This is a genomic window from Cupriavidus sp. MEYA8 (assembly GCF_059278825.1).
This window is the reverse complement of record NZ_CM181221.1, coordinates 2574598-2597030: the sequence shown is the minus strand read 5'-3', so window position 1 is coordinate 2597030 and position 22433 is coordinate 2574598. Positions and strand designations below refer to the sequence as shown.

At 67.0% G+C, this 22433-nt stretch carries 19 protein-coding genes and 1 tRNA gene; 9 read left to right on the top strand and 11 right to left on the bottom strand.

Annotated features, from left to right (window positions below):
• The first annotated feature begins 73 nt into the window (after positions 1-73).
• The 6 genes from AC5WJ1_RS12105 to AC5WJ1_RS12080 all read left to right on the top strand — a co-directional run bounded on the left by AC5WJ1_RS12105 (position 74) and on the right by AC5WJ1_RS12080 (position 11111).
• Positions 74-1501 (top strand): efflux transporter outer membrane subunit, encoded by a 1428-nt coding sequence (locus AC5WJ1_RS12105; protein WP_165971429.1) that lies wholly within the window; start codon positions 74-76, stop codon positions 1499-1501.
• 272 nt (positions 1502-1773) lie between these two features.
• Entirely contained in the window at positions 1774-4419 is a 2646-nt protein-coding gene (locus tag AC5WJ1_RS12100; RefSeq protein ID WP_135705607.1) for an FHA domain-containing protein, read from the top strand.
• Positions 4416-5795, top strand: coding sequence for a beta-barrel domain-containing protein (locus AC5WJ1_RS12095; RefSeq protein WP_133093049.1), 1380 nt, complete (start codon positions 4416-4418; stop codon positions 5793-5795). Before AC5WJ1_RS12100 ends, AC5WJ1_RS12095 begins: the two co-directional genes overlap by 4 nt.
• Before the next feature lie 93 nt (positions 5796-5888).
• A complete protein-coding gene (locus AC5WJ1_RS12090; RefSeq protein ID WP_133093048.1) occupies positions 5889-6641 on the top strand; it encodes a peptidylprolyl isomerase in 753 nt (250 codons plus the stop codon).
• Positions 6622-9762, top strand: coding sequence for a peptidase domain-containing ABC transporter (locus AC5WJ1_RS12085; protein WP_240745890.1), 3141 nt, complete (start codon positions 6622-6624; stop codon positions 9760-9762). Before AC5WJ1_RS12090 ends, AC5WJ1_RS12085 begins: the two co-directional genes overlap by 20 nt.
• Complete coding sequence (locus AC5WJ1_RS12080) at positions 9759-11111, top strand: sigma-54 interaction domain-containing protein (protein WP_133093047.1); 1353 nt, start codon at positions 9759-9761, stop codon at positions 11109-11111. Before AC5WJ1_RS12085 ends, AC5WJ1_RS12080 begins: the two co-directional genes overlap by 4 nt.
• A gap of 29 nt (positions 11112-11140) precedes the next feature.
• On the opposite strand, the gene AC5WJ1_RS12075 is transcribed toward AC5WJ1_RS12080, so the two are convergent.
• Positions 11141-11917 carry a PP2C family protein-serine/threonine phosphatase gene (locus AC5WJ1_RS12075; RefSeq protein ID WP_133093046.1) on the bottom strand — a complete coding sequence of 259 codons (777 nt, stop codon included), beginning with the start codon at positions 11915-11917 and terminating at the stop codon, positions 11141-11143.
• An 81-nt stretch (positions 11918-11998) separates the two neighbouring features.
• On the bottom strand, positions 11999-12292 hold the full coding sequence (locus AC5WJ1_RS12070) for a hypothetical protein (RefSeq protein ID WP_133093045.1): 294 nt from the start codon (positions 12290-12292) through the stop codon (positions 11999-12001).
• A 376-nt stretch (positions 12293-12668) separates the two neighbouring features.
• Here AC5WJ1_RS12070 and AC5WJ1_RS12065 point away from each other — a divergent pair.
• The 3 genes from AC5WJ1_RS12065 (at position 12669) to AC5WJ1_RS12055 (ending at position 14888) form a co-directional block, all read left to right on the top strand.
• Positions 12669-12743: transfer RNA gene (locus tag AC5WJ1_RS12065), tRNA-Arg, on the top strand.
• A gap of 168 nt (positions 12744-12911) precedes the next feature.
• Positions 12912-14129: a tyrosine-type recombinase/integrase gene (locus AC5WJ1_RS12060; protein ID WP_494476149.1), complete on the top strand. Its 1218-nt coding sequence runs from the start codon at positions 12912-12914 to the stop codon at positions 14127-14129.
• A gap of 15 nt (positions 14130-14144) precedes the next feature.
• Positions 14145-14888: a hypothetical protein gene (locus AC5WJ1_RS12055; protein WP_494476148.1), complete on the top strand. Its 744-nt coding sequence runs from the start codon at positions 14145-14147 to the stop codon at positions 14886-14888.
• Between the two features lie 95 nt (positions 14889-14983).
• Here the strand turns inward: AC5WJ1_RS12055 and AC5WJ1_RS12050 are convergent, their stop codons facing one another.
• The 9 genes from AC5WJ1_RS12050 to AC5WJ1_RS12010 all read right to left on the bottom strand — a co-directional run bounded on the left by AC5WJ1_RS12050 (position 14984) and on the right by AC5WJ1_RS12010 (position 22433).
• Positions 14984-15604 carry an ASCH domain-containing protein gene (locus tag AC5WJ1_RS12050; RefSeq protein ID WP_494476147.1) on the bottom strand — a complete coding sequence of 207 codons (621 nt, stop codon included), beginning with the start codon at positions 15602-15604 and terminating at the stop codon, positions 14984-14986.
• Complete coding sequence (locus tag AC5WJ1_RS12045) at positions 15597-15953, bottom strand: hypothetical protein (protein WP_494476146.1); 357 nt, start codon at positions 15951-15953, stop codon at positions 15597-15599. Before AC5WJ1_RS12045 ends, AC5WJ1_RS12050 begins: the two co-directional genes overlap by 8 nt.
• Complete coding sequence (locus AC5WJ1_RS12040) at positions 15953-17743, bottom strand: DNA cytosine methyltransferase (protein WP_494476145.1); 1791 nt, start codon at positions 17741-17743, stop codon at positions 15953-15955. Before AC5WJ1_RS12040 ends, AC5WJ1_RS12045 begins: the two co-directional genes overlap by 1 nt.
• Positions 17740-18327, bottom strand: a complete 588-nt coding sequence (locus AC5WJ1_RS12035) for a hypothetical protein (protein WP_494476144.1) — start codon at positions 18325-18327, stop codon at positions 17740-17742. The genes AC5WJ1_RS12040 and AC5WJ1_RS12035 overlap by 4 nt, the downstream gene beginning before the upstream one ends.
• Entirely contained in the window at positions 18324-18527 is a 204-nt protein-coding gene (locus tag AC5WJ1_RS12030; RefSeq protein WP_494476143.1) for a hypothetical protein, read from the bottom strand. Before AC5WJ1_RS12030 ends, AC5WJ1_RS12035 begins: the two co-directional genes overlap by 4 nt.
• Positions 18527-18730 carry a helix-turn-helix transcriptional regulator gene (locus AC5WJ1_RS12025; protein ID WP_494476142.1) on the bottom strand — a complete coding sequence of 68 codons (204 nt, stop codon included), beginning with the start codon at positions 18728-18730 and terminating at the stop codon, positions 18527-18529. The genes AC5WJ1_RS12030 and AC5WJ1_RS12025 overlap by 1 nt, the downstream gene beginning before the upstream one ends.
• The gene (locus AC5WJ1_RS12020; protein ID WP_494476141.1) at positions 18727-20469 is read right to left on the bottom strand and encodes an AAA family ATPase; all 1743 of its coding nucleotides are present in this window, start codon (positions 20467-20469) and stop codon (positions 18727-18729) included. Before AC5WJ1_RS12020 ends, AC5WJ1_RS12025 begins: the two co-directional genes overlap by 4 nt.
• Positions 20466-21158, bottom strand: coding sequence for a ribosome modulation factor (locus tag AC5WJ1_RS12015; RefSeq protein ID WP_494476140.1), 693 nt, complete (start codon positions 21156-21158; stop codon positions 20466-20468). Before AC5WJ1_RS12015 ends, AC5WJ1_RS12020 begins: the two co-directional genes overlap by 4 nt.
• A 114-nt stretch (positions 21159-21272) precedes the next feature.
• A complete protein-coding gene (locus AC5WJ1_RS12010) occupies positions 21273-22433 on the bottom strand; it encodes a hypothetical protein (protein WP_494476139.1) in 1161 nt (386 codons plus the stop codon).

The window sequence follows — 22433 nt, the reverse complement described above, 5'->3', positions numbered from 1 at the left end:
CCAGTGCGTTCCCCGCCGCGCACGCACGCAGGATCGCACCGTGCCCGTATCCCTTACTGCCGCTCCCCGGGTCATGCCGACCCAAGCCTCGCGCCGCCTGGCCTGGCTCGCTTCCGCCGCATGCGCCGCGCTGCTGGCCGGCTGCGCCGATTTCCGGCCGCCGGTGTACCAGCGTCCGGAAACGCCGGCCAAGGCCGAATGGTCGCGCCAGGATTCGATCACGGTGTCGCCAAAGGACGCGGTGCAGCCCAACTGGTGGCACAACTTTAACGACCCGTACCTCGACGGCCTGATCGACCAGGCGCTGGCCGGCAACTACGACATCAAGGTGCTGGCCGCGCGCATCCGCGTGGCGAATGCGCAGATCGGCGAAGCACGTGCCGGCGGGCTGCCGGTGATCGATATCGGCGCCGGTGCGAGCTTCGAGAAAAGCACCGGGCAGAAATCCACCTGGACCTACAACGCGGGCGCGCAGCTGAACTGGGATATCGATATCTGGGGCAAGGTCGAGAAGGGCGTGCAGGCGCAGACCGCCGAGTTCCGCGCCACCGAGGCCGACTGGCGCGCCGGCTACCTGACGCTGGTGTCCAATGTATCGACCACTTACTTCACGATCCTGCAGTTCGACGAGCAGATCGAGCAGCAGACGCGCACCGTCGCCAAGAACGGGCAGATCCTCACCACTTACCAGGCCATGTACCAGAATGGCCTGGCGCCCAAGATCCGCGTCATGCAGCAGCAGGCTGAAATCAACCGGCTCAACAAGGATTTGCTGGAGCTGCGCCGTTCGCGCGATGTGGCGGAAAACGCGCTGGCCACGCTGGTGGGCGTGCCCGCGGGCAACCTCAAGGTACCGGCGGGACGCCTGCAGGACCGCGTGCAGCCGCCCAGCGTGCCGGCCGGCCTGCCGTCGCAGTTGCTGGCGCGCCGGCCCGACATCGTCGCGGCCGAATATCGCGTGCTGGCGGCCTACAACATCGTCGGCCAGGCGCGGCTGGCGCAGCTGCCCAGCATCAGCCTGACCGCGCGCGGCGGCACCGCCAGCTTTGCGCTGAGCGACCTGCTCAAGTCCTTCACCTTCGGCTTTATGCCGAGCATCAACCTGCCCATGCTCGATCCCAGCGTGCGTGCGCGCGTGAAGACCACCGAAGCGCAGGTGGGCGTGGCGGAAAACGAATATGGCCGCGCCGTGATGACGGCGTTCGAAGAGGTGGAGAGTGCACTGGTCAACGTCGATGCGCACAAGAAGCAGCGCGTAGAGCTGCAGCAGCAGGTGGAGCAGCTGCGCGTGGTGTCGGCGCAGATCGAGGCGCAGCTCAGGGAAGGCGTGGTTTCGCAGCTCGAAGTGTTCGAGACCGAGCGCTCGCTGCTGAACGCACAGCTGCAATTGTTGGCGGTCCACCAACAGATTCTGGCCGACACTGTCACGCTGTACAAGGCGCTTGGCGGCGGCTGGCCCGACACCGAAGTGCGCAACACGGCGGCCAGCCAGCCGCAATAGTGCGCTCGCTGCCGCGCGGCGCGGGCCGGTGCCTGCGGTACCTGCCACGACCTTCACGCGCGGCGTGACGCATGCGTACGCAACGCGTTGCGCAATGCCTTGCGCCACGCGTGCAGCCCTTGCCTCTTTCCCTGCCCGACTCAGTGAAAACACGCGCCTGCACGCGTGCCGCAGCCGATTGACTAGCCTAAGCCGTCGCCTACTATGTTCTTAGTCGCTTCACCCCCCTTGGCCGGCCGCCGCGGCAGCCGCGCTGTTGGCTCCCTGGAAACATGGCTCCTGACGAAGCACTGATCATGGAAATGCCGGTGAAAATGGCCCAGGGGATCGCTCGGGAGTCGAGCCAGGAACTGGCAAGGGAATTCGATGTGTTCCTGACGCCGGTCTCGCGGCCGGACCTGGGCGAGATCCGCATCGACGAAGACCTGTTCCCGGTCGGCCGCACCGAGCTGCCATTCGCCGCCTATCCCGAAGACCTCGCGGCGCCGCTGTCGCGGCGCCATGCGCGCATCTTTGCCGAGCAAGGCGCGGTCTATGTTGCCGACCTGGGCAGCAAGAACGGCACGCGCGTGAACGGCGCGGCGGTGGCGCGGCAGCCGGCGCAACTGCGCGATGGCGACGAGCTGGCATTCGGCCCGGCGCTGTCGTTCCGCGTGCGGCTGTCGCCGCGGGCACCGCAGCCGGAGCCGCCGCGGGTCGCGCTGACGCTGCTGCCGGAACGCGACGATGTCGGGCTGCAGCCGATTCATGTCGACGGCTTCCCGTACCTGATCAGCAAGGCCGACGATGCCTTTGCGCGCTATCGCGACAACTATCCGCAGCAGGTCAACTACCTGTCGCGCCGGCACGCGCACGTGTACCTGAAGGGCGGCGTGCCGTTCCTGGAAGACCTGGGCAGCACCAACGGCACCTTCGTCAACGGCAGGCGCCTGGCGGACCACGGCGTGCCGCTGGACAACGGCGACCGCATTGCGTTCGGCGGCAGCCATTTCGTCTACAAGGCCGAGGTCCGCCGCGCCGGCGACGACGATGCCACCGCGACGCGGACCACGCTGGAGCCCGCCGTACCGGCGCAGGTGCCGGCTGAACCGGCCGCACACGACGCCGCACACGACGAAGATGACCGCACCACCTTTGTCGGCGCCGCCGATTCCTTCCTGGACATCTTCTGCGTCGACTACGCCTCGCACCAGGAAGACGAAGTCAACGCCGACGCCGAAGCCCAGGCCGCTGCCGCGACCGCCGCGCCAGACCGCGCGCATCCGCCGCGCAAGCGCGGACGCATTGCGCTGCTGCTGGCGGAGGCGGCGCGCAGCTTCGGCCTCGACGACGGCGCACGCCTGCGGCGCGCCGCGCGCTGGGGCGGCGCGCTGTTGCTGCTGGCCGTGCTGGCCGGCGCGGCGCTTTACTGGCGCGGCGCCGACGAGCGCGCGGTGCAGACCCTGCATGCGGCGGGCGACTACGCCGGCGCGGCGAAGGCGGCCGACCGCTATCTCGCACGCCATCCCGGCGATGCAGAGGTGCAGGCGCTCGGCACCGAAGCGCTGCTGCGCGCCTACGTGCCCGGCTGGGTCGCGAAGCTCAAGGCCGGCGACTTCGGCGGTGCCGATGCCGCGCTCGCGCAGATGCGGCAGCTCGGCGCGAATAACGCCGACGCCCGGCCGCTGGTGGCCGAACTCGAATGGATCGGCCGGCTCGAACGCTATGCCGCGCAGCGGGGTGCCGATGCGCCGATCCGCCTCTACGCCGATGAGGCGCCGATCCGCGAGCTGCTGGCGCACTGGAACCAGGACACCATCGCGCACCAGCGCGCGCTGGGCCGCATTGCCGCCGACGTGCCGGCATTCCGCGACCTCTATGCCGATGCGCTCAGCGACGTGCGCCGGCTGCAGAACGATGCGTCTGTCTACCTGGCGGCGATCGGGCGGCTCGACACCAGCATCGCCACCGAACTCGGCCGCGATCGGCCGGAAGCGCTGCAGCCGGTGATCGCCGACTATCGCGAGAAATACCCGCGGCTGGCGGGCCTGGACCAGGTGCAGGCGGACCTGGACCGCTACACCGCGCTGCTGCAGGCCTTGCGCGCGCGCCGCCCCGGCACGCTGGTGGCGCGGCTGGCGGACAGCCGCTTCGCCACGCCGCCGTTCCAGGCGCAGTTCGCGCAACTGTCGCCGCGGCTGCCGCCGCCGGAGATGGCAACGCAGTACGCCAGTGCGGCCAGCGCGTGGCAGCAGGGCGACAGCAACACCGCGCTAGCGGGATTCAGGCGCATCCAGGGCGGCGCATGGAGCGACGATCTCGCGCGCGACCTCGCGCACAAGCAGAAGGTGGCGGCGCAGTTTGCCGAGCTGCAGGCCGCGCGCGGCAGCAAGGGCTATGAAGACCGCCTGCTCGGCTTCTACGCCATGCTCGACGCCGACGAAGACAAGTTCTTCGCCAGCGCGGTGGAAGCCGATGTCAACGGCGTGCGCGACAGCGCGCTGCGGCGCGCGCGCGAACTGATGGGCAGCGCCGTGGCCGCGTGGAAGCAATACCGCAGCAACGGCGTGATCGGCAGCGAGCAGCGGCTCGAACCCGGCATCTCGCCCAGGTTCCGCGCGCAGGCCCGGCTGCTGTCGCAGGCGCAGGACGATGCGCGCCAGGGCATGCGCATCTTTACGCAGCTGCGCGCCGGCGAAAGTGCGGACCTGGCGCAGCTGGCCAAGGTCGAGGAAGAGATCCGCGCCGAGGCCGACCAGCAGCGCCATGCGCTGCGTGAATTGCGCACCGTGCTCGATCCCGCCGTCCTCAAGACCAAGCTCGAGCTGATCGGCGGCGAAGACAGCGGCAAGGTGCCCGCGGATGCCGCCCCGAGTGACGCGGCCAACGCGGCCAACGCGGCGAACCCCGCGCCGCAGCAGCCAGCGAGGCAGCCATGAAAGACGATTCCCGCCAGGCCGGCCTGAAGCCGCTGTCCGAAGCGCTCGAAGACCACAGCGCCGAGGGTATCGGCCTGCTTACCGCCGAACCGTCGCGGCTGGGCATGCTGACCATCGTCACCACGTTTGCGCTGGTGGTATGCGGGCTGGTGTGGTCCTTCGTCGGCCATGCCGATGTCATCGTCACCGCGCAAGGCACGCTGGCACCCGAATCGGAAGTGCGGCGCTTCTATGCCCCTGTCGACGGCGAGCTGGCCGACCTGTACGTCGCCGAAGGCCAGCCGGTGTCCAAGGATGACGTGCTGGCGCGGCTGAACGCGCGCGGCGCGATCGAGGCCGCCGCCAATGCGCTGGAAGCGCAGCTCAAGCTGGAGGATTCCGAGCGCGAATGGAAGCAGTTCCCGGAGAAAAAGGCGCTGATGGAACGCCGCGCCAACGCGCTCAAGCAGCAGATCGACGTGGCCACGCGCCAGCACGAGAACCGCCTTGCCCAGGGCACCACGCGGCTGGCCGAGGAACAGCGCGCGCAGCTGCAGGAGGCGCGCAGCAACCTGGAAAACGCCCGGCGCGCGCGCGAGTTTGCGCGCCAGGAGCAGGACCGCTATGCGCGCCTGCTGGCGCTGCCCGGCGGCGGCGGCGTGTCGCAGTCGCAGCTCGATGCCAAGCGCGCCGCGGCGCAGGACGCCGAGAACAACCTGCGCGTGGCGCAGTCGCGGCTGAGCGAGCTTGATGCCCGGCTGTCCCGCGAGATGACCCAGGCCAGCGCGCTGCTCGAAAGCAGCGGGCAGGACCTGGCCGGGCTGCGCGTGCAGTACGACGCGGCGCTGCGCGAGATCGCCAGCACCGAAGACAAGCTGCGGCTGCAGGTACAGACCGCGCGGCTGGTGGCGGACGCCGCCGCGCGCATCCGCTTCGAGAATATCGACAAGGACAATTTCCTGCTGATCCTGGCGCCGGTGTCGGGCGTGATCACCGATGTCACCTCCACCCAGCGCGGCGACAAGGTGCAGGCCAACACGCCGCTGGGCGGGATCGCGCCCAAGGATGCGCGCCCGGTGGTCAAGATCGTCATTGCCGAGCGCGACCGCGCCTTCCTGCGCGAGGGGCTGCTGGTCAAGCTCAAGTTCAGCGCCTTCCCGTACCAGCGCTACGGGATCATCGAAGGCACGCTGGAATTCATTTCGCCCGCGACCAAGCCGGGCCCCGACAAGCAGCCGGTCTACGAGGGCAGGGTGCGCCTGGCGCGCGACTACTACACCGTGGCCGACAACAAGTATCCGTTGCGCTATGGCATGACCGCCACGGCGGAGATCGTGGTGCGCGAGCGCCGCCTGATCGACCTGGGGCTCGACCCCTTCCGCGAGGTGGCGGGGTAACCGCCGGCAGCACCGGCAGCAGCCGGGGGAATACAGGAACAGCCAATCCGGATGCCCGTGCTAACGCATAGGGCCGTCAAAAGGAGCCTAGACATGACTGGCATTGTCCGTATCGACGACGAGGTGCTCGGCGTCGAGGAATTCGTTCGGCTGCTCAAGCTGACCGGGCAGTTCGAAGGTCTGGTCGAGCAGATGGTGCGCGACAAGCTGACGGTGCACGCCGCGAAGCGTCAGGGCATGGTGGTCACGCCCGAAGAAATCCAGGAGCGCGCCGACCAGTTCCGCCGCGTGCAGGGGCTGCACCGCGCCGCCGACATGAACCACTACCTCGATGCGCTCAATGTCAGCCTCGACGAGTTCGAGGCGTTCATCACCGACAACCTGTACCAGGAGCGGATGATGGAGCAGGTCTGCAGCGACGCCGCGGTGCAGGAGTACTTTGCGCTGAACTCGCCGCGCTTCGACAGCATCGAGGTCAGCCATATCGTGGTCGACAGCGAAGGCAAGGCCAAGGAGCTGATCTCTTACCTGCAGGACGATCCGGACGCGTTCGCCGACATGGCGCGCGAGCATTCGATCGCCGACACGCGCGAGCACGGCGGCGCGATCGGCAAGGTGCTGCGCGGCTCGCTCAAGACCGATATCGAGGCCAAGGTATTCAACGCGGAGCCGGGCGACCTGCTGGGGCCGTTCCCAGCGCCGGACCGCTCTTTCTTCGAAGTCTTCCTGGTGCGCGCCAAGCATCCCGCCACGCTCGACACCGAGGTTGCGGTGGAAGTGCGGCGCCTGCTGCGCGAAGACTGGCTGATGGGCAGGGCGCAGGAACATGTCATCGAAGCCCGCTAGCGAGTCTGGCGAAGGCGCCGCCGCTGCCGCTGCGCCGGCCGCACCGACAGCGCCGACAGCACCGGAACGGCCCGAGGGCGGATCCGCGCTGGCCACGTTCCTGGCCGGCGTCGAAATCCTGTCGGTGCTGACGCCGGAGGAAGTGTCGCGCCTGGCCGAGGCCGCGCAGGTGCTGACCTTCGGCTTTGGCGATACCGTCTGCAATGCCGGCGATGCGGCGCCCGGCCTGTTTATCGTCAAGTCGGGATCCGTGCGCGTGTTCAACGAGGAACACGGCAAGGAAATCAGCATGGGCGTGCGCAAGGTTGGCGAGGTCTTTGCCGATATCGCGCTGCTGCGCGAGTACCGGCACGAGTCGTCGGTGCGCGCCTCGGGAAAGACCGAGCTGCTGATGATCCCGCGCAGCGTGGCCGAGCCGGTGGTCGCGGGCAACCCGGCCGCGCTGGCCTTTGTCACCAGCTATGTCGCGATCAGTTCCGCCGGCGGCTTTGTCGCGCGGCTGTTCGACCTGCGCGGCAAGCTCGACAAGCAGGAACTGGCCGACGCCGTGCGCAGCGTGGGCGTCAAGCGCGTCAGCGCCGGCAAGGAAATCCTGAAGCAGGACGGGCGCGAGGACCGGCGCCTGTACGTGGTGCGCCAGGGCACCGTGCGCGTGGTGCGCAGCGAAGAAGGCAGCGAGTTCCCCCTGGCGACACTTGGGCAGGGCGACATCTTCGGCGAGCGCGCCTGCGTGATGCGGCAGGAGCAGCTGGCAGCGGCCGTCGCCGAGACCGACGTGCGCCTGCTGGTCATTCCCGAGAAGACCGTGCAGCTGATCCTGGAGCGCAACCCGCGCCTGCGCGAGGTGCTGGAGGAGCGCATCCGCGCGCTCGACCGCGAGCTGCATCGGCAGAAGAAGCTGGCCGAGCGGCGCAAGCGTCCCGTGCTGCTGGACCTGCATTCCAGGCCCGAACTGGGCGAGAAGCTGATCCGCCGCTTCGGCCTGGTCGAGCAGGCCGAGGAAATGGACTGCGGCGCGGCCTGCCTGGCAATGATCTGCCGGCACTACGGCATCCCGATGACGCTGGGCAAGCTGCGCGAACTGGCCAACGTGACCACGCAGGGCGCCACGCTCGACAGCCTGGCGCGCGCCGGTGAATCGCTCGGCTTCACCACGCGCGGCGTGCAATGCACGCGCGACTCGCTGATGGGCTTCGAGCTGCCGTTCATCGTGCACTGGGAGGGCTACCACTACGTGGTGGTGTACGGCATCTCGTCGCGCTGGGTGTGGGTGGCCGATCCCGCCATCGGCTTCCGCAAGATGAGCGCGGAGGAGTTCGAGCGCGGCTGGAGCGGCACCTGCCTGCTGTTCTCGCCGGGCGAGAGCATGACGCAGCTGTCGGTGCAGCGCTCGCCGTGGCTGCGCTTCATCGGCTACCTGGCGCCGTACAAGAAGATCCTGGCGCACCTGTTCCTGGCGACCTTCGTGATCCAGATGCTGGGCGTGGTGCCGCCGCTGATCATCCAGAACATCCTCGACGGCGTGGTGGTGCACCAGAACGTGGGGCTGCTGCACCTGCTGATCGTGGGGCTGATCATCTCCAACGTGTTCTCGCAGCTGATGTCGACGATCCGCGCGTACCTGGCCAACTTCATGGTGCGCAACATGGACTTCGCCATGATGTCGCACTTCTTCAAGCACACGCTGTCGCTGCCGCTGTCGTTCTTCGCCAAGCGCAAGACCGGCGACATCTTCGCGCGCTTCCAGGAGAACCAGACCATCCGCGCCTTCCTGACCGAGTCGACGGTGACCACGGCGCTGAACCTGCTGATGGTGTTTATCTACTTCACCATCATGTTCCTCTACAACGTCAAGCTGACGCTGCTGCTGATCGCCTTCGTGATCCCGATCGCGGCGCTGACGGTGGTGGTGACGCCCAGGGTCAAGACCTATGCGCGCGAGGTCTTTGCCGCGTCGACCGATGCCAAGGCCTACCTGATGGAAACGCTGGGCGGCGCGGAGACCGTCAAGGGCATGGGCATCGAACGGCCGGTGCGGCTGCGCTGGGAACGCAAGTACACCAAGGCGCTGGAAGCGCAATACAAGGCGCAGGCTTTCCATATCCTGGTGGGGCTGGCGAGCCAGCTGCTCAATGCCGCGACCACCATCGCGGTGCTGTGGGTGGGGGCGACGCTGGTGCTCGAGCGCGAGCTGACCATCGGCCAGCTGATCGCCTTCAACGCCTTCATGGGCAGCGTGCTGGCGCCGCTGATGGGACTGGTGGCGCTGTGGGGCCAGCTCAACGATGCCGGCGTGGCGATGGAGCGGCTCGGCGACGTGCTCGACCTGGAGCCGGAGCAGAAGCCGCAGGACGTGCTGTCGCGCGTGATGCTGCCCGACCTGCAGGGCGAGATCGTGATGAAGGATCTGTACTTCCGCTATGGCGGCGAGGACACGCCCTACGTGCTGGAGAACATCAGCTTTACCATCCGGCCGGGCGAGATGGTCGCCATCGTCGGGCGCAGCGGCTCGGGCAAGACCACGCTGGCCAAGCTGCTGGTGGGCTTCTACAAGCCGACCGAGGGCTCGATGTCGGTGGACGGCTACGACCTCAACGTGATCGACGCGGCGTTCTACCGCGCGCAGGTCGGCTATGTGATGCAGTCCAACCTGCTGTTCTCGGGCACCATCGCCGAGAACATCGCCTGCGGCGACGACAGCCCGGACCGGCGCCGCATCGAGGAAGTGGCGCGCATGGCCGATGCCCACGCCTTTATCAGCAAGCTGCCGCTCGGCTACGAGCAGGTGGTGGGCGAGCGCGGCATGGGGTTGTCGGGCGGGCAGATCCAGCGGCTGTGCATCGCGCGCGCGCTGTACCACGACCCGCGGCTGCTGGTGTTCGATGAAGCGACCTCGGCGCTCGACACGCAGTCCGAGAGCAACATCCTGGCGAACATGCAGGAGATCCTGCGCGGGCGCACCGCGGTCATCATCGCGCACCGCCTCAGCACCATCATGCAGGCCGACAAGATCCTGGTGCTGTATGAAGGCGCGATCGTCGAGCAGGGCCGGCATGAAGAGCTGCTGGAACGCAAGGGCATGTATTACCAACTGGTGCAGAAGCAACTGAGCGCAGCATGAAGCTATACAACCAGGGTGCCACCCCCGCCTCGGTCACCTCGCCGGTTTCGTTCGCCGGCCTGATCGAGAAGATCGAGATCCTGCGCTCGACGCTGCGCTGGGCGTCGCGCCTCGACCGGCCCGAGATCGAGAAGCTGCTCAAGCAGGCCACCACGCTGCGCGACGAGGTCATGGGGCTGTCGCACAAGGAACGCTTCGTGCAGGCAGCGTCTTCTGCCGAAACCGGGGCCGACAGCGCGGCCAAGAACGCGCCGCCGCAGCAGGAGGTCGAACGCATGCCGCGCGAGCGGCGCCAAGCGCTGATGGAGCGAAGCTTTATCTTCGAGGGGACCTTCGGCGACAACCCCAAGCTGCTCGAAGCGCTGGAAATCGCCGAGAAAGCCGCGCCGACCGACCTGCCGGTGCTGATCGACGGCGAGAGCGGCACCGGCAAGGAACTGATGGCCAAGGTGATCCACGCCAACGGTTCGCGCACCGACAAGCCGTTCATCTCGGTCAACTGCGGCGCGATCCCCGACAGCCTGCTCGAGTCCGAGCTGTTCGGCCACAAGAAGGGCGCGTTCACCGGCGCCAGCAACGACCGGCGCGGCAAGTTCGAAAGCGCGCATACGGGCACCATCTTCCTCGACGAGATTGGCGAGCTGCCGCTGACGGGGCAGGTCAAGCTGCTGCGCGTGCTGGAAGCGCACGAGATCCAGCGCGTGGGCTCGGACGAGATCATCTCGGTCGATGCGCGCATCGTCGCCGCCACCAACAAGGACCTGCGCAAGATGAGCGAGGCCGGCACCTTCCGCGAAGACCTGTTCTACCGCCTGAGCGTGATCCATGTCAGCCTGCCCGCGCTGCGCGAGCGGCACGACGAGATCCCGCTGCTGGTGTCCTACTTCAGCGACGAGGCCGCCAGCATGCTCAAGCGCGCGCCGGTCAGGCTGACGCCGCGGCTACGCGACTTCCTGCTGCACTATGACTACCCGGGCAATATCCGCGAGCTGCGCAACCTGATGTACCGGCTTTCCTGCCTGGCTGGCGACACCGCCGACCTGGCGCAGCTGCCGCAGGACATCCGGCCCAGGCCGGCGGCGCTGGCGGTGGTGGGGACGGCAACAGCAGGGGGAGCGGGGGCCGACATCGCCATGCCCACCTCGCTCAGCGAGGCCAAGCGCGCGGCCAGCGACGAAGCCGAGCGCGCCTTCCTGGAGCGCGGGCTGCAGGAAGTCGGCGGCACCGTCGCCGAGCTGGCGCGGCGCTTCGACATGAACCGCTCGCACGTGCAGATGCTGCTGAAGAAGCACGGCATCCATTCCAAGGATTTCCGCGCCAGCCGGCAGGCTGACGGCAGCAAGGGGTAGCAAGGGGTAGTAAGGAGTAGGGGCGCTGCTCAGGTGTCCAGCTCGGGATTGACCAGCGTCTTGTCCGAGCCGTACGGATCGGCAGCGCGGATCACCACCACCGAGATGTTGTCGCGCCCGCCGGCATCGAGCGCCATCTGCAGCAGCGTCTGCGCGGCTTGCGGCGGATCCTGTTGCGCCAGCACCGCGGCGATGTCGGGGTCGTCGACCTCATTGCTCAGGCCGTCGCTGCACAGCAGGAAGACGTCGCCATCGGCAACTTCGGTCAGCAGCTGCTCCGGCGCCAGCGTCGCCGCGGCGCCGACGGCGCGCGTGATGGTGTTCTGCGCGGGATGGTGGCGCGCCTGCTCGGGCGTGATCAGTCCGCGCGCCAGCAGGCGCTCGACCTGGTTGTGGTCGCGCGTCAGCCGCACCAGCTCGCCGCCGCGCAGCCGGTACAGCCGGCTGTCGCCCGCCCACAGGCAGCCGCAGCGCCGGTCGCCGGCCAGCAGCACCACCACCGTGCTGCCGATGCAGCGCACCCCCAGCCGCGCGGCTTCGTCGACCAGCGCCAGGTTGACCCCCTGCATCGCCGCGCGCGTGGCTTCCATCCGGTCTTCCAGCAGCGGCTGCGGCGGCAGCGCGGCCAGCGCCTTGACCACGGCCTGGCTGGCGAAGTCGCCGACGGCGTGACCTCCCATGCCGTCGGCGACCGCCCACAGCTGCTGCGCGGGCAGGTCCAGGCACGCATCCTCGTTGCGTTCGCGTACGCGGCCGACGTCGGTACAGGCCGCCGAGGTCCACTGGAAGTGCGAATCGAAACCCAAATCTAGCCTCCGCTCCGCATCGCGCGCCCCTTTATTGCCCCATTCTTGCCCCGTCGCGCCGGGGCGTGCCACGACGCTCGCTCAGACCAGGCGGCCGTCGTTCCTTGCGCCCTGGTCGCCCTGGACGCTGATATTGGAGTTGGGCGCGTTGTTGCGGATATCGATGTTCTGGAACTGGTTGTTCATCTGATCAGCATAGAAGCTGTAATTGATCTCGTAAAAGTTGAACACCGCGCCGGCCGGCAATGGCGATGAAGGCACGAACGGGCGGATCCACCCGAACACCCACTGCCCGCCGGCACCGCGCACGCGGGCCATGGTGTCGGAAGCAAGTTCGCGGCAGCTGGCAAGATCGTGGATAGCGAGGGTGGCCATATTTCTGTCTCCAGTTAGTGGCGGCTTGGTGCCGGGGCGGTACCGGAATACAGCAAGGCGCGTGCCAGCGCTCGCGGCCGTTGCCCGGGTCGGCGCCAGGGCGCCGTGCGGCGCGGGTTGGCGGCTGGCGGCACGGCGACGCGCCATCAGCGGATCGTCGCTATGCGTTGGGCTGGCACCGACACCGGCGCGACCAGCTGTCGGAAATTCCCCGTCACTGTTCTGCACCCCGGCATAACCCCGCTGCAGCCGTAATTTTCCTCCTCTGTCCTCTGATATGTGCCGCGGACCACCGATGCAGCATCTGCGCCGCAGCGGTGTCGGCTGACTCCCGGCAAGAGGATTTTGATATACTCCCCTCCTGCTTCAGGGTCCCCTCGCCGTAGTTCAATGGATAGAACGAGCGCCTCCTAAGCGCTAGATACAGGTTCGATTCCTGTCGGCGGGACCACAGAATAGTTCACGGCAGTTCGCCAACGTCCTCCCCTCCCAAGTAATTCAAGGCTTCCAGCCGAAACGGCGTTCGCCACAGTTCGCCTTTGACCGTTGGCATCCGTCACTTTTTGGGGCATTCTTAGGGGCATCTCCGAATGCCCTTATTTTCAGTGCCCCTAACGCGATGCCCCGCACGGTCGAGCCCTTAACCGATACCAAAATTCGAAACGCCAAGCCGCGCGAGAAGGCCTACAAGGTTTTCGACGGGGGAGGTCTCTACATCGAGATAATGCCCGATGGCCGGAAGCTGTGGCGCTTCAAGTACGTGCGCCCGTCCGGCAGCGAGAGCAGGCTCGGCTTCGGTGTGTACCCGGGCGTGACCCTGGCGCAGGCCCGGTCGCAGCGCGAGACCGCGCGCGCCATCGTCGCCGACGGGCGAGACCCTGGCTCAGTGAAGCAGGAAGAGCGCCGCGCCGCGCGCATCGCTGCCGGGAACTCGTTCGAGGCCGTGGCCAGGGACTGGCATGCCACCCAAAAGAGCAGCTGGAACGACGTCTACGCCGGCAAGGTGCTGGCCTCACTCGAGAACGACGTCTTCCCGGTGCTGGGCGGCACGCCTATCGCCGACATCAAGGCGCCGGCCGTCCTGGACGTTCTCAGGAAGGTCGAGGCCCGCGGCGTGCGCGACACGACGAAGCGCATCCTGCAGCGCATGCGCGCGGTGTTCCAGTACGGGATCATCTACGGCATGTGCGACCGCAACCCGGCTGCCGACATCGACAGCGCCGCGGCGCTGAAGTCAGAGCCGGTCCAGCACCAGGCACGCGTGTCGCCGTACGAACTGCCGCAGCTGCTGCGCGACATCGATGGCTACGAGGGCGACGCAGTGACGCGCCTGGCGCTGCAGTTCATGACGCTCACCTTCGTGCGCACCACGGAGATGATCCAGGCGCGCTGGGGCGAGATCGACGAGGCCAAGGCCGAATGGCGCATTCCAGCCGAACGGATGAAGATGCGCGACCCGCACATCGTGCCGTTGTCTACCCAAGCCTTGGCCGTCCTTGGAGAGCTCCGCGAGATCACCGGGCACCGCGACTTCCTCTTCTACAGCCCACGCGGCAAGACCGGCCACATCAGCAACAACACGATGCTCTACGCGCTGTACCGGATGGGGTACCACTCGCGAATGACCGGCCACGGCTTTCGCGGCGTGGCCTCAACCGCTCTGAACGAGCTGGGGTTTCGTCCTGACGTCATTGAGCGGCAGCTCGCGCACGTGGAGCGGAATAAAGTACGCGCGGCCTACAACCATGCCCAGTACCTGCCCGAACGCAGGCAGATGATGCAGGCGTGGGCCGAGCATCTCATTTCGCTTCGTCAAAGCCCAATTTTCAGTTCCTGAAGCCCGGAATTTTCGATGCCTCCATATACACAAGAAATCTCGGCATTCATCGGCAGTGTCGTGGCCTATGGCGGCGGCGGCGCCGCGATCGCTTATCTACTATTCCAATTCCTCGGGAAAAGATGGATCGAAAATAAGTTTCAAGAGCGACTCGACGCGTTGAAGCACGAACAGGCGAAAGAAGTGCAGCGGCTTCGGATCGAAATCGACTCAATGCTCGGCGGCGTACTGAAGCTGCAGGAGCGCGAGTTTGACATTCTTCCTGAGGCATGGCGTCTGCTCGATACCGCAAAAGGTCTCGTCACCTGGCTCGTTTCCCCATCGCAAGAGTTTCCCGACTTAGATGGCATGGACGAGGAACGCTTCGAAGCGTTTATTGAGCAGTGCGATCTGAACGCGATGGAGAGAGCGGAGGTGAGGGAAGCTGAGGGCCGGACTGACGAGTACATCAAACGCATTTTTTGGTATCGCCTTGCTCGTGTGCGACAGGCGAGCAGCGCCCTCGAAAACTACATCGCCTGCAATGCGATTTTTCTTCCTGCCGAGATGCAAATCCGCTATGAGCAGATTTGTGCATCAATGAATTCGGCCATCGTTGCAAAAAAAATCGGGCACTCCTACGAAGACTACAAGCTTCAGGCGCAAGGTTGGGAAAAGGTACGAGTAGAGATCGAACCGCTATACAAAGAGATTGAGAGGGAAAGTCGCGCGCGACTCAGGGCCCACGCTGTTAGCGCGGGCCACTCTATTCTTGGCTAGGTACTGGCCCGCAGACCGAGGATGCTATCTTCGCCGAACGAACTGCTTACAGCCTATCCCCTGTATCAACTAAATACAGGCTTTTTCCTGTGGGTTTAGGCGACCCGTCGAAATTCGACTACCCACACCCACGGATTCTCTTCCCACGCACCGGCGCCGTTGATTTCTGTCCAGAGCGATGCGTAGGACGCGATCGGGTTATCGACGTAGCTGCTGCATCCCCCGTCGTGATAGCGCTTCCAGTGGCCTGAAGACTGAAAATCGGTGAATGGCTCAATGCCCTCGGCGATCGCGTCTGCCTCGCTGCAGTCGTTCAACCGCTCTACGCGCTCGCCAGTGATCTCCAGCAGGATGCGGCTATCCGCGCGCCGCATGTGGATGGACGGATACCAGCGCCCCTGAATAGGAGCGTCAGGATTCGTTGCGCGGTAGAAGACGTTAGGTGCGTAGGCATCGCCGCCAAAGCCGTGAGTCTCGCGCACCCACAGGCGGTCGCCGGGCTTTCCGTAGGGGCAGGCCACATGCTTGATGGTTTCCTCGACGTCGTAGCCGGGGCCAGGGCCATGGAGCCACGACAATTCGGCAACCCCGTCCTCGTAACCCACGCTTAGGCTCTGGCCGGTCGCCTGTTTCAGCACGCGGCGAGTCTGCGTCTTCCTGCCGTCCAGGATGGCGCGCACCATGGCGCCGGAGAAAAGGATAGGGCGTTCACGCACGGCGACTCTCCAAAACGCGGTACTCGATGTGATAGCCACCACCGTCATGCGGCACGTGTTTGACGTGGATGCCGTGCTCTTCACCTTCCCTCTGGCAAAGGGATGCATGGAAGAAGTGCCCAAGCGCGTCCTTCCAGTCTTGCGGGATCGCGGCGCGCACCATGCTCTCCGTTGACATGGCTGGGCCTGACAGGATCACCGCGGCGATAGCGGCCTTGTACTCCGGGCTCTGCGCTAGCGCTGATTGAGCCGTCTCGCACGCGGTGAGGCCAGGGAATGGCCAGTCCTGGAACCGGGCCACGTCGAGACGTGGTGCCGGCTGAACAAGCATCAAGTCGGCTTGTCGCATTACGCGGCCTCCGCATGTTGAGCCACCGAAAGCGCCACGGCCACCGGCCGCACCCACACTGGTGTGGCCGACAGCATGAACGTCTCGCCGGACTCGGCCAGCAGTAGGGTGGTGCCCATCACCTCGGCAATCGCCTGGGCCGCGTCTGGCGGTACCGCGTTGCCGATGCGCTCGCGCCAGGCCTGATCGCTCAGGCCGTCCAGCTCGAGGTATTCCTCGGGCTCGATCAGCGATTGGATGGCCGCCAGCTCCAGCGTGGTGAAGGGTCGGTGCCAGGTGCCATCGAGCGCGCGGATGATGGCCACGAGCTTGTCGTTCGCCGCCGGCAGGCGTGGATCGGCAACCGACCAGCGGCCGTTGTCATGGCCGGCAGCTGCCGACACCGCGCCGCTGGGCTGATCCCAGCCCACCACGCCGTAGTGCCCGCCGGTCAGGTAGTGGTCGCCGCGCTCGCGCCGCATGCCCGGACGAGGATCGGCCACGGCGTAGGCGCCCTGGCCGGTGTCGCTGCGCGCGATGACAGTGCCGGCCGGCTCGTCGTAGCCGGTGATGCGGTACTTGCCGGCACCCTCGAATCCCGTCGACGCGCGCGGATCTTGCACGCACTGGCCGGTGCCGTGCGCACTGGTGACCGCGCCGGCGGCCTGCTGCCACGGCACGATCCTGAACTCGTTGTTGTGCTTGGCCGGGCCGGCGTGGCGCGGGTCGGCCACGCTGAAGGTGCCCTGGCCAGGGTTCGTGCCCGCAGTGATGGTCCCCGACGCCTCGCCCCAGCGCAGTACGCCGTACTGTTGGTACTGCGCGGCGTTGGCCGGCGCGCGCACGTCCGCCACGGAGAACGCACCATTCGTCGGCCCGCTTCGCCCTGCGATGGTTCCGGCCGGCTCATCCCAGCGGTTCACGCCCATGTAGCCGTCCCGATATTCCGGCATGATCAGGTAGTCGCGCAGGTGGCCGTCGACCACCTCGAGCCGGTTCAGGCTGCGCCAGTCACTGCCAGCCTCAACGAAGGCCAGCCGCACCCAGGTCTTCCACTGCAGCGACGGCACGCGGTGCATCGGCCCGCCGGCGGCGTCGCCAGGCTGCGGCATGCGGCCCAGCACGGTACCGACGCCCTGCAGGCGCTTCAGCTGCGGCTCGTAGAGGAACGCGGGCACCTTTTCCATGTGGCGCGCCACCAGGAGGAAGCGCTTACGGCTCTGCGCCAGGCCGCCGAGCTCGCCGCAGTCGTGCGTGGTCTCGTTCACGGCGTAGCCGTAGTGGCGCAGGATCTGGTTGATCTGGTCCAGCAGGTGCCGGCCGCGCGTGGCCAGCCGCGGCACGTTCTCGAACACGATCAGCTCGACGGGGTCATCCTTCCAGGCCTCGCACATCAGCCAGACGCATCGCAACGTGAGCTCGTTCAGCGCCTGGTACTTCGGCGTGCGGCTCAGCGCCTCCGATAACAGGCCGCTGGCGCCCTTGCACGGCGACGAGATGAACACGCAGTTCGGCCGTTCATTGCCAGCAGCGCGTCGGATGTCGACGGGTAGGGCCTCGCGCCAGCCCGCCGGCGGTTCCTTGCCGTGGAAGGCCGTGTACTGCTGGCGCGTGAACAGGTCCATGACCGTGCACGGCACGCCCACCAGCGTCTCGAAGTCGCGCGCGGCGGCCGGGTCGACGTCGATGCCGCCGATGCAGCGCCATTTCGCCACCAGCTTGCCGACGCGGGACGCTGCCTTCTTGAAACCCTTGGCGCCGCCGCCCAGGCCGCAGCAGAAGCCGAACGTCTTGTACTCGCGAACGATCATGCTTGCTCCTTGGCGCCATTTGGCTTCGCTACCCCAGCGCAAGGGGCGGACTCGAAGACGACGACGTGCCCCGGCAGCGGCGAGTGCTTCGGCTTCGCGGCCTGCTTGGCGCGAATCTGTTCAACCTTTGTCCAGATGCGAGCCAGTTCCGTCTCACCGGCTGCGTGCATGTCGAGCCCTTGCGCCAGGCACAGCGCCGCGAGCGTGACCATCACACCACCGGCTTCCTGGTGCTTGTCGCCGACGGGCCGACCGTAGACGTAGTCCACGAGCTGGTGTGCCTCGCTGGCCGTTGCGCCGCACGCCTGCACCAGCTCCAGCGCCTCTTCCAGAAAGCGGTGGTTGCGGTCCTGCTGGTCGGCTGCGATCTCGGCGCCGAAGCATTCCATCATCCACGGCTGAACGCGCGCCTGGAACGCCACCGGCTCGGCGCTCCGGCCCACCATTTCGGTGGTAGCGCCAGAATGCTCGGCAGCGCGCTTTGCCACGCGCATGCATAGCTCGAAGTCGTCTCGGGACAAGGTGCGGCCAGCTTCCTGGTGAATGATTGCCAGCATCGCAGCGTGCGTATTCTTGAGGTTCATGCCTGATCCTTGATCGTTGCGAGAAAGGCCGCCATCGGCCCGAACTTCACCCAGCGCGACAGCGGCTGGTGAGGGTGCTTCGCCGCGGCGTTCTTGATCTCGCGAGCCAGGCGTTCGAGCTGAGCGACACGCGAGGCCAGGGCGACGTTGGTCTCGCGAGCGACGGCCAGCAGCGATTCAGCTTCGGCGATGGTTCGCATCAGTGGCCCCCGCGCGTGGCGATGATTTGCTCGTCCACCCACTTCTGGACTTCTTCCTCGATCCAGCCGCTGGCGCGCCCCAGCTTGATGGGTGCGGGGAACGTGTGTTCCTTGATCCGTTCGTAAATGGCGGTCTTGCCCAGGCCGACGCGCTGGCTGACCTCGGGCAGCCGGATGATCCGGCGCTGCGATTCGGTGTTCATGCAGCCTCCCTGATGGTTCCGACCTGGTGGCCCTCGATCCAGTAGGCGGTGATGGAATCCGGCAGGGCCCCCGGCGGCGCCTTCAGGCTCATGAAGACCAGCGCGGTGTCGATCTCGCCCGCGGCAGCCAGGTCATCCAGCCACCAGAAGAGCCGGTCGCGCTCGGCACCGATCAGTACGTCGGCCCGGTCCAGCACCAGCAGGCGCATGCCGGTCAGGCGCGAGATTGCCTCGGCCAGCAGCGCGTCGGCGCGCCACTTCTCCGATTCGGAGAACAGGGCATATGGCCGGCCGCCGTCGCCGGTGATCGCCATGTCGGCGCCGATGCCGATGCGCATCCATTCCGACTCGACCGCCGCGGCGGCCAGGCGCTCGTTGATGGGGTCCAGCGCCTCGGACAGCAGCTCGGCTGGGATGCCGCTGGGGCCGAAGGCATCGGCCAGCGCTTCCCACGCAACCACGTCGGCATGGTGCTGGGCTGCCTTGGTGGTGAGCTCGGCGGCCTGGGCGATGGCGCGCCGCGCCGCGCGCGCGGCCTTGAGCTCTTCGCTGACCTTGCCGATGGCGTCCTGCAGGATCTTCAACTCGCTCTCGATCTTGGGGCGCAGCTCGCCATCCTCGCCGGCCGCATCAGCCGCGGCATCCTTGAGCAGCAACTGGACCTGCTTGGCCGCGGCGTCGGCCGCGTCGCGCTCGGCCGTGCGGCTCTTGAGGGCGTTCTCCAGCACCTTCAGGCTGCGCTCATACTCGGGCAGGCGGGCGGCAGCTTCCGGATCGGCCTGGGTCGGCTCGTATTTCGCCAGCTGGCCAGCCAGGAACAGCAGCATGGCGCCGCACTCAGGGCACGTGCAGGGCATGCCGGCAACCTTTCCGCCGGCGGCCGCGCGCAGCGCTTCCACCTTCGGAAGGAAGTCGTCGATCTCGGCCTGCGCGCGCGCGACGGATTCCTGCGCCTTGGGCAACTGGTCAGCCTTGGCCGCAAGGTCGGCAATCTGGCGATCGCGGTGCGCGCGCTGACGCGCGGCGGCATCAATCTCGCCCAGCTGGCGCTGCAGGTCGCCGGCGGCGCCGCTGGCCTCGGCAATGTCGGCCTCGCATTCGGCGATGGTCGCGGCCAGGTCTTCGGCGGCCGGGCCGCCGGCTGGCACCGGCGCGACCCAGTCGGCAGCCTTGACGCTGCCGTAGGTCTCGTTGGTGATGGCCCGCCACGCGCCCTTGGCGGCGGTGGCCTTCATCTGCGCTTCCTTCGCGGCCGCCTCGAAGCCGGCACGCACCATCGGCAGCACCGCTTCGGCCTTCTTCGTGTCGCAGCCGCGCGCCGCCAGGCGCTCGCGCACCTGGTCGGTACCGATCTTGATGCCCATCAGGTCGAACAGGAACGAACGGCGTTCCTTGACGTCCAGGTGCGCGAAGCGCTGGGCGTCCAGCACATACGGCAGCCGCGGGTCGGCCTGGAAGCCTTGGGTCACCTTGCCCGAGGGCAGGGCGACGCTGTTCGATTGCGGCCCCACAGAGACCACAATCGAGCCTGATTCGGTTCCGTCGTGCAGCAGCTGGCCGTATTCCTTCTTGAGGCTGACGCGCACGCTTTCGCCGGCTAGCGCCATGCGCACGGCTTCCTGGATGCTGGACTTGCCGGCTCCGTTCGGGCCGCAAATCAGGGTTACAGGCGTGGCCGGGCTGATGTCGGCCGCCCGGATGCCGAGGAAGTTGCGGGCGTGGATATGGGTGAGCTTCATGCCGCTTCTCCCTCGGCGTGCTTCTCGTGCCAGGTCTTCCAGCCCTTCACCCACTGGATGCACAGCGGGCCGGCCATCACCGGGCAGTCGCTTTCCGGCTTGCCCTCGGCCGCGGCGTCATAGCCCGCCTGGAACGCCGCGTCGAGCTCTTCCTGCAGCGGCTGGTGCTCAATGCCAATGACATTGGCCTCGGCGTCGATCACGCCATCGTCATCGCCCGATGCGTCGGGCATGCCGTCGCCGTCCTCGTCGGTGTATTCCTTGCCGAGGTCCAGGCCGCGCTGGTCGGATTCGCCGCGCACTTCGTCCATGCCGCCGGTGTACGCATCGGCGTTGACGCTCAGCACCAGCAGCACGGCCTGGCCTTGGGCTTCGGCCAGCTCATGCAGCGCGGAGACCGACTTGCCGATCTTGATGAGCGCCTGGGCGCCGTCCTTGATGGTGATCTTGTCGAGGTCGCCCTGGACGACGGTGCGGCCGTTCGCGGCGATCAGATGCGTGGCCATCTTCACCGACGCATCGACGCGGCTGCGCAGGCGGTCGATGATGTCGTCCTGTTTCTTCTGCGACAGCTTCACCCACGTGTCGGGCAGCATCTTCAACTCGAGCACCAGCGCGGACAGCAGATCCTTGCCGACGGTGGTGGCGGTCATGTTCAGGGTTTCGCGCATTTCGGGGGAGTGGCTCATTTCGGTGTCCTTGGATGGTTTGCTTGCGGGCCGCGCCTCAGCATTCGGCGGTGCGGCGCTGTTCTTCCTCCCGCGCTACGGCCGTCCGCGCTGGCAGTTCTCTCTCACAGGTGTTCAGTCAGCGTTGATCGGCGCGCGCGCGCGGCGCTGCGGTTGAGCAGCGGGCTCGTCCGCCGGAGCCAGCTCGCGCATGCGGCGCGCGGCAACCTGGTTGAGCGTCGCCTTCTGCTTCTCGTCCGGGACCTGCTTGATGAGGCTGCGGGCATAGTCCAGATCCTCGAGAGAGGTGGCCTGCAGCAGCTCGCGGTTCACGTCCTGGAAGGTGGGACCCTCGGAGGTGCCGGCGTCGGCGCCCGGTTGCTGCTCGCCGTCCTGCGGGTCTGCAGCTCCGACTTCCGCTTTTTCGACTTCGGATGAGGCGGTCTGCGCCGGCGCGGCCTGGCGCTCAACGACCTCGGCCGGCTGTGTGGGCTGGGCGGCAGCTGCGCGCGCGCCGCTGCGCAGTTCGTCGACCGACGTGCTGGCCACGGTGTACGAGCCATCCGGGTGCAGATCGATGATGTCCTGCGCCTCTTCGACGGACTGCAGGCCCATCAGCAGCTCGGGCGCGTAGAGCTTCCCGAAGAAGCTGGCGGTGCGGTAGCGCAGCATGACCTCGTCCATGGTTTGCCACTTGCTGCCGTTCTTCGTGTACCAGCCTTCCTTTACTGCCATCTCGATCGATACGGACGGCGACTCCAGGCGCTCACCGGTTTCCTTCTCGATGGCCCAGGCGGTGCAGACCTTGTCAACGATGGTCACCTTTTTCGTGACGACGCTGCGGTTGCCGTTCTCCCACACGGTGTCCACGCGCTCGACCGTCTTCTCGCCCAGTACCTTGATGTCGAAGCGCAGCGGCGAGAAGCGGCCGCAGCCGTTCACCGCGGCGATGATCCACTGCGACGACCAGGACGGGCGGCCTTCGACGATGTACAGGTTCTGCATCACCATCAGCGGGTCGGCACCCATGCGCTGCGCCATGTTCAGCGCCACGACGGCGTTGGCCAGCGCGTTCGGGTTCTCGCGCGATTCCTTGACGTTGCCGTACTTGTCCAGCTTCTCGATCACCTTGCGGTAGGCGGCCGGCACGAGCGTCGACGACGCCAGCAGATTGGCGGCGCGCTGCATCAATTCGAAGGATTGCAGGCTGCCGAAGCCCATGGTCACGACGGGCGCCTGGGAGGCTTCGCGCACGGCGGGCGCGCGCATTTGTTCGAGGGTTGCGGTTGCGGTCAT

Excerpts from the sequence above, each read along its gene's own strand:
- AC5WJ1_RS12040 (WP_494476145.1), bottom strand. The coding sequence starts at position 17,743 with ATGATCGTTCGCGAGTACAAGACGTTCGGCTTCTGCTGCGGCCTGGGC.
- AC5WJ1_RS12045 (WP_494476146.1), bottom strand. The coding sequence starts at position 15,953 with ATGCGACAAGCCGACTTGATGCTTGTTCAGCCGGCACCACGTCTCGAC.
- AC5WJ1_RS12025 (WP_494476142.1), bottom strand. The coding sequence starts at position 18,730 with ATGAACACCGAATCGCAGCGCCGGATCATCCGGCTGCCCGAGGTCAGC.
- AC5WJ1_RS12090 (WP_133093048.1), top strand. The coding sequence starts at position 5,889 with ATGACTGGCATTGTCCGTATCGACGACGAGGTGCTCGGCGTCGAGGAA.
- AC5WJ1_RS12010 (WP_494476139.1), bottom strand. The coding sequence starts at position 22,433 with ATGACCGCAACCGCAACCCTCGAACAAATGCGCGCGCCCGCCGTGCGC.
- AC5WJ1_RS12060 (WP_494476149.1), top strand. The coding sequence starts at position 12,912 with ATGCCCCGCACGGTCGAGCCCTTAACCGATACCAAAATTCGAAACGCC.
- AC5WJ1_RS12085 (WP_240745890.1), top strand. The coding sequence starts at position 6,622 with ATGTCATCGAAGCCCGCTAGCGAGTCTGGCGAAGGCGCCGCCGCTGCC.
- AC5WJ1_RS12080 (WP_133093047.1), top strand. The coding sequence starts at position 9,759 with ATGAAGCTATACAACCAGGGTGCCACCCCCGCCTCGGTCACCTCGCCG.
- AC5WJ1_RS12030 (WP_494476143.1), bottom strand. The coding sequence starts at position 18,527 with ATGCGAACCATCGCCGAAGCTGAATCGCTGCTGGCCGTCGCTCGCGAG.
- AC5WJ1_RS12015 (WP_494476140.1), bottom strand. The coding sequence starts at position 21,158 with ATGAGCCACTCCCCCGAAATGCGCGAAACCCTGAACATGACCGCCACC.
- AC5WJ1_RS12100 (WP_135705607.1), top strand. The coding sequence starts at position 1,774 with ATGGCTCCTGACGAAGCACTGATCATGGAAATGCCGGTGAAAATGGCC.
- AC5WJ1_RS12105 (WP_165971429.1), top strand. The coding sequence starts at position 74 with ATGCCGACCCAAGCCTCGCGCCGCCTGGCCTGGCTCGCTTCCGCCGCA.
- AC5WJ1_RS12035 (WP_494476144.1), bottom strand. The coding sequence starts at position 18,327 with ATGAACCTCAAGAATACGCACGCTGCGATGCTGGCAATCATTCACCAG.
- AC5WJ1_RS12070 (WP_133093045.1), bottom strand. The coding sequence starts at position 12,292 with ATGGCCACCCTCGCTATCCACGATCTTGCCAGCTGCCGCGAACTTGCT.
- AC5WJ1_RS12095 (WP_133093049.1), top strand. The coding sequence starts at position 4,416 with ATGAAAGACGATTCCCGCCAGGCCGGCCTGAAGCCGCTGTCCGAAGCG.
- AC5WJ1_RS12055 (WP_494476148.1), top strand. The coding sequence starts at position 14,145 with ATGCCTCCATATACACAAGAAATCTCGGCATTCATCGGCAGTGTCGTG.
- AC5WJ1_RS12020 (WP_494476141.1), bottom strand. The coding sequence starts at position 20,469 with ATGAAGCTCACCCATATCCACGCCCGCAACTTCCTCGGCATCCGGGCG.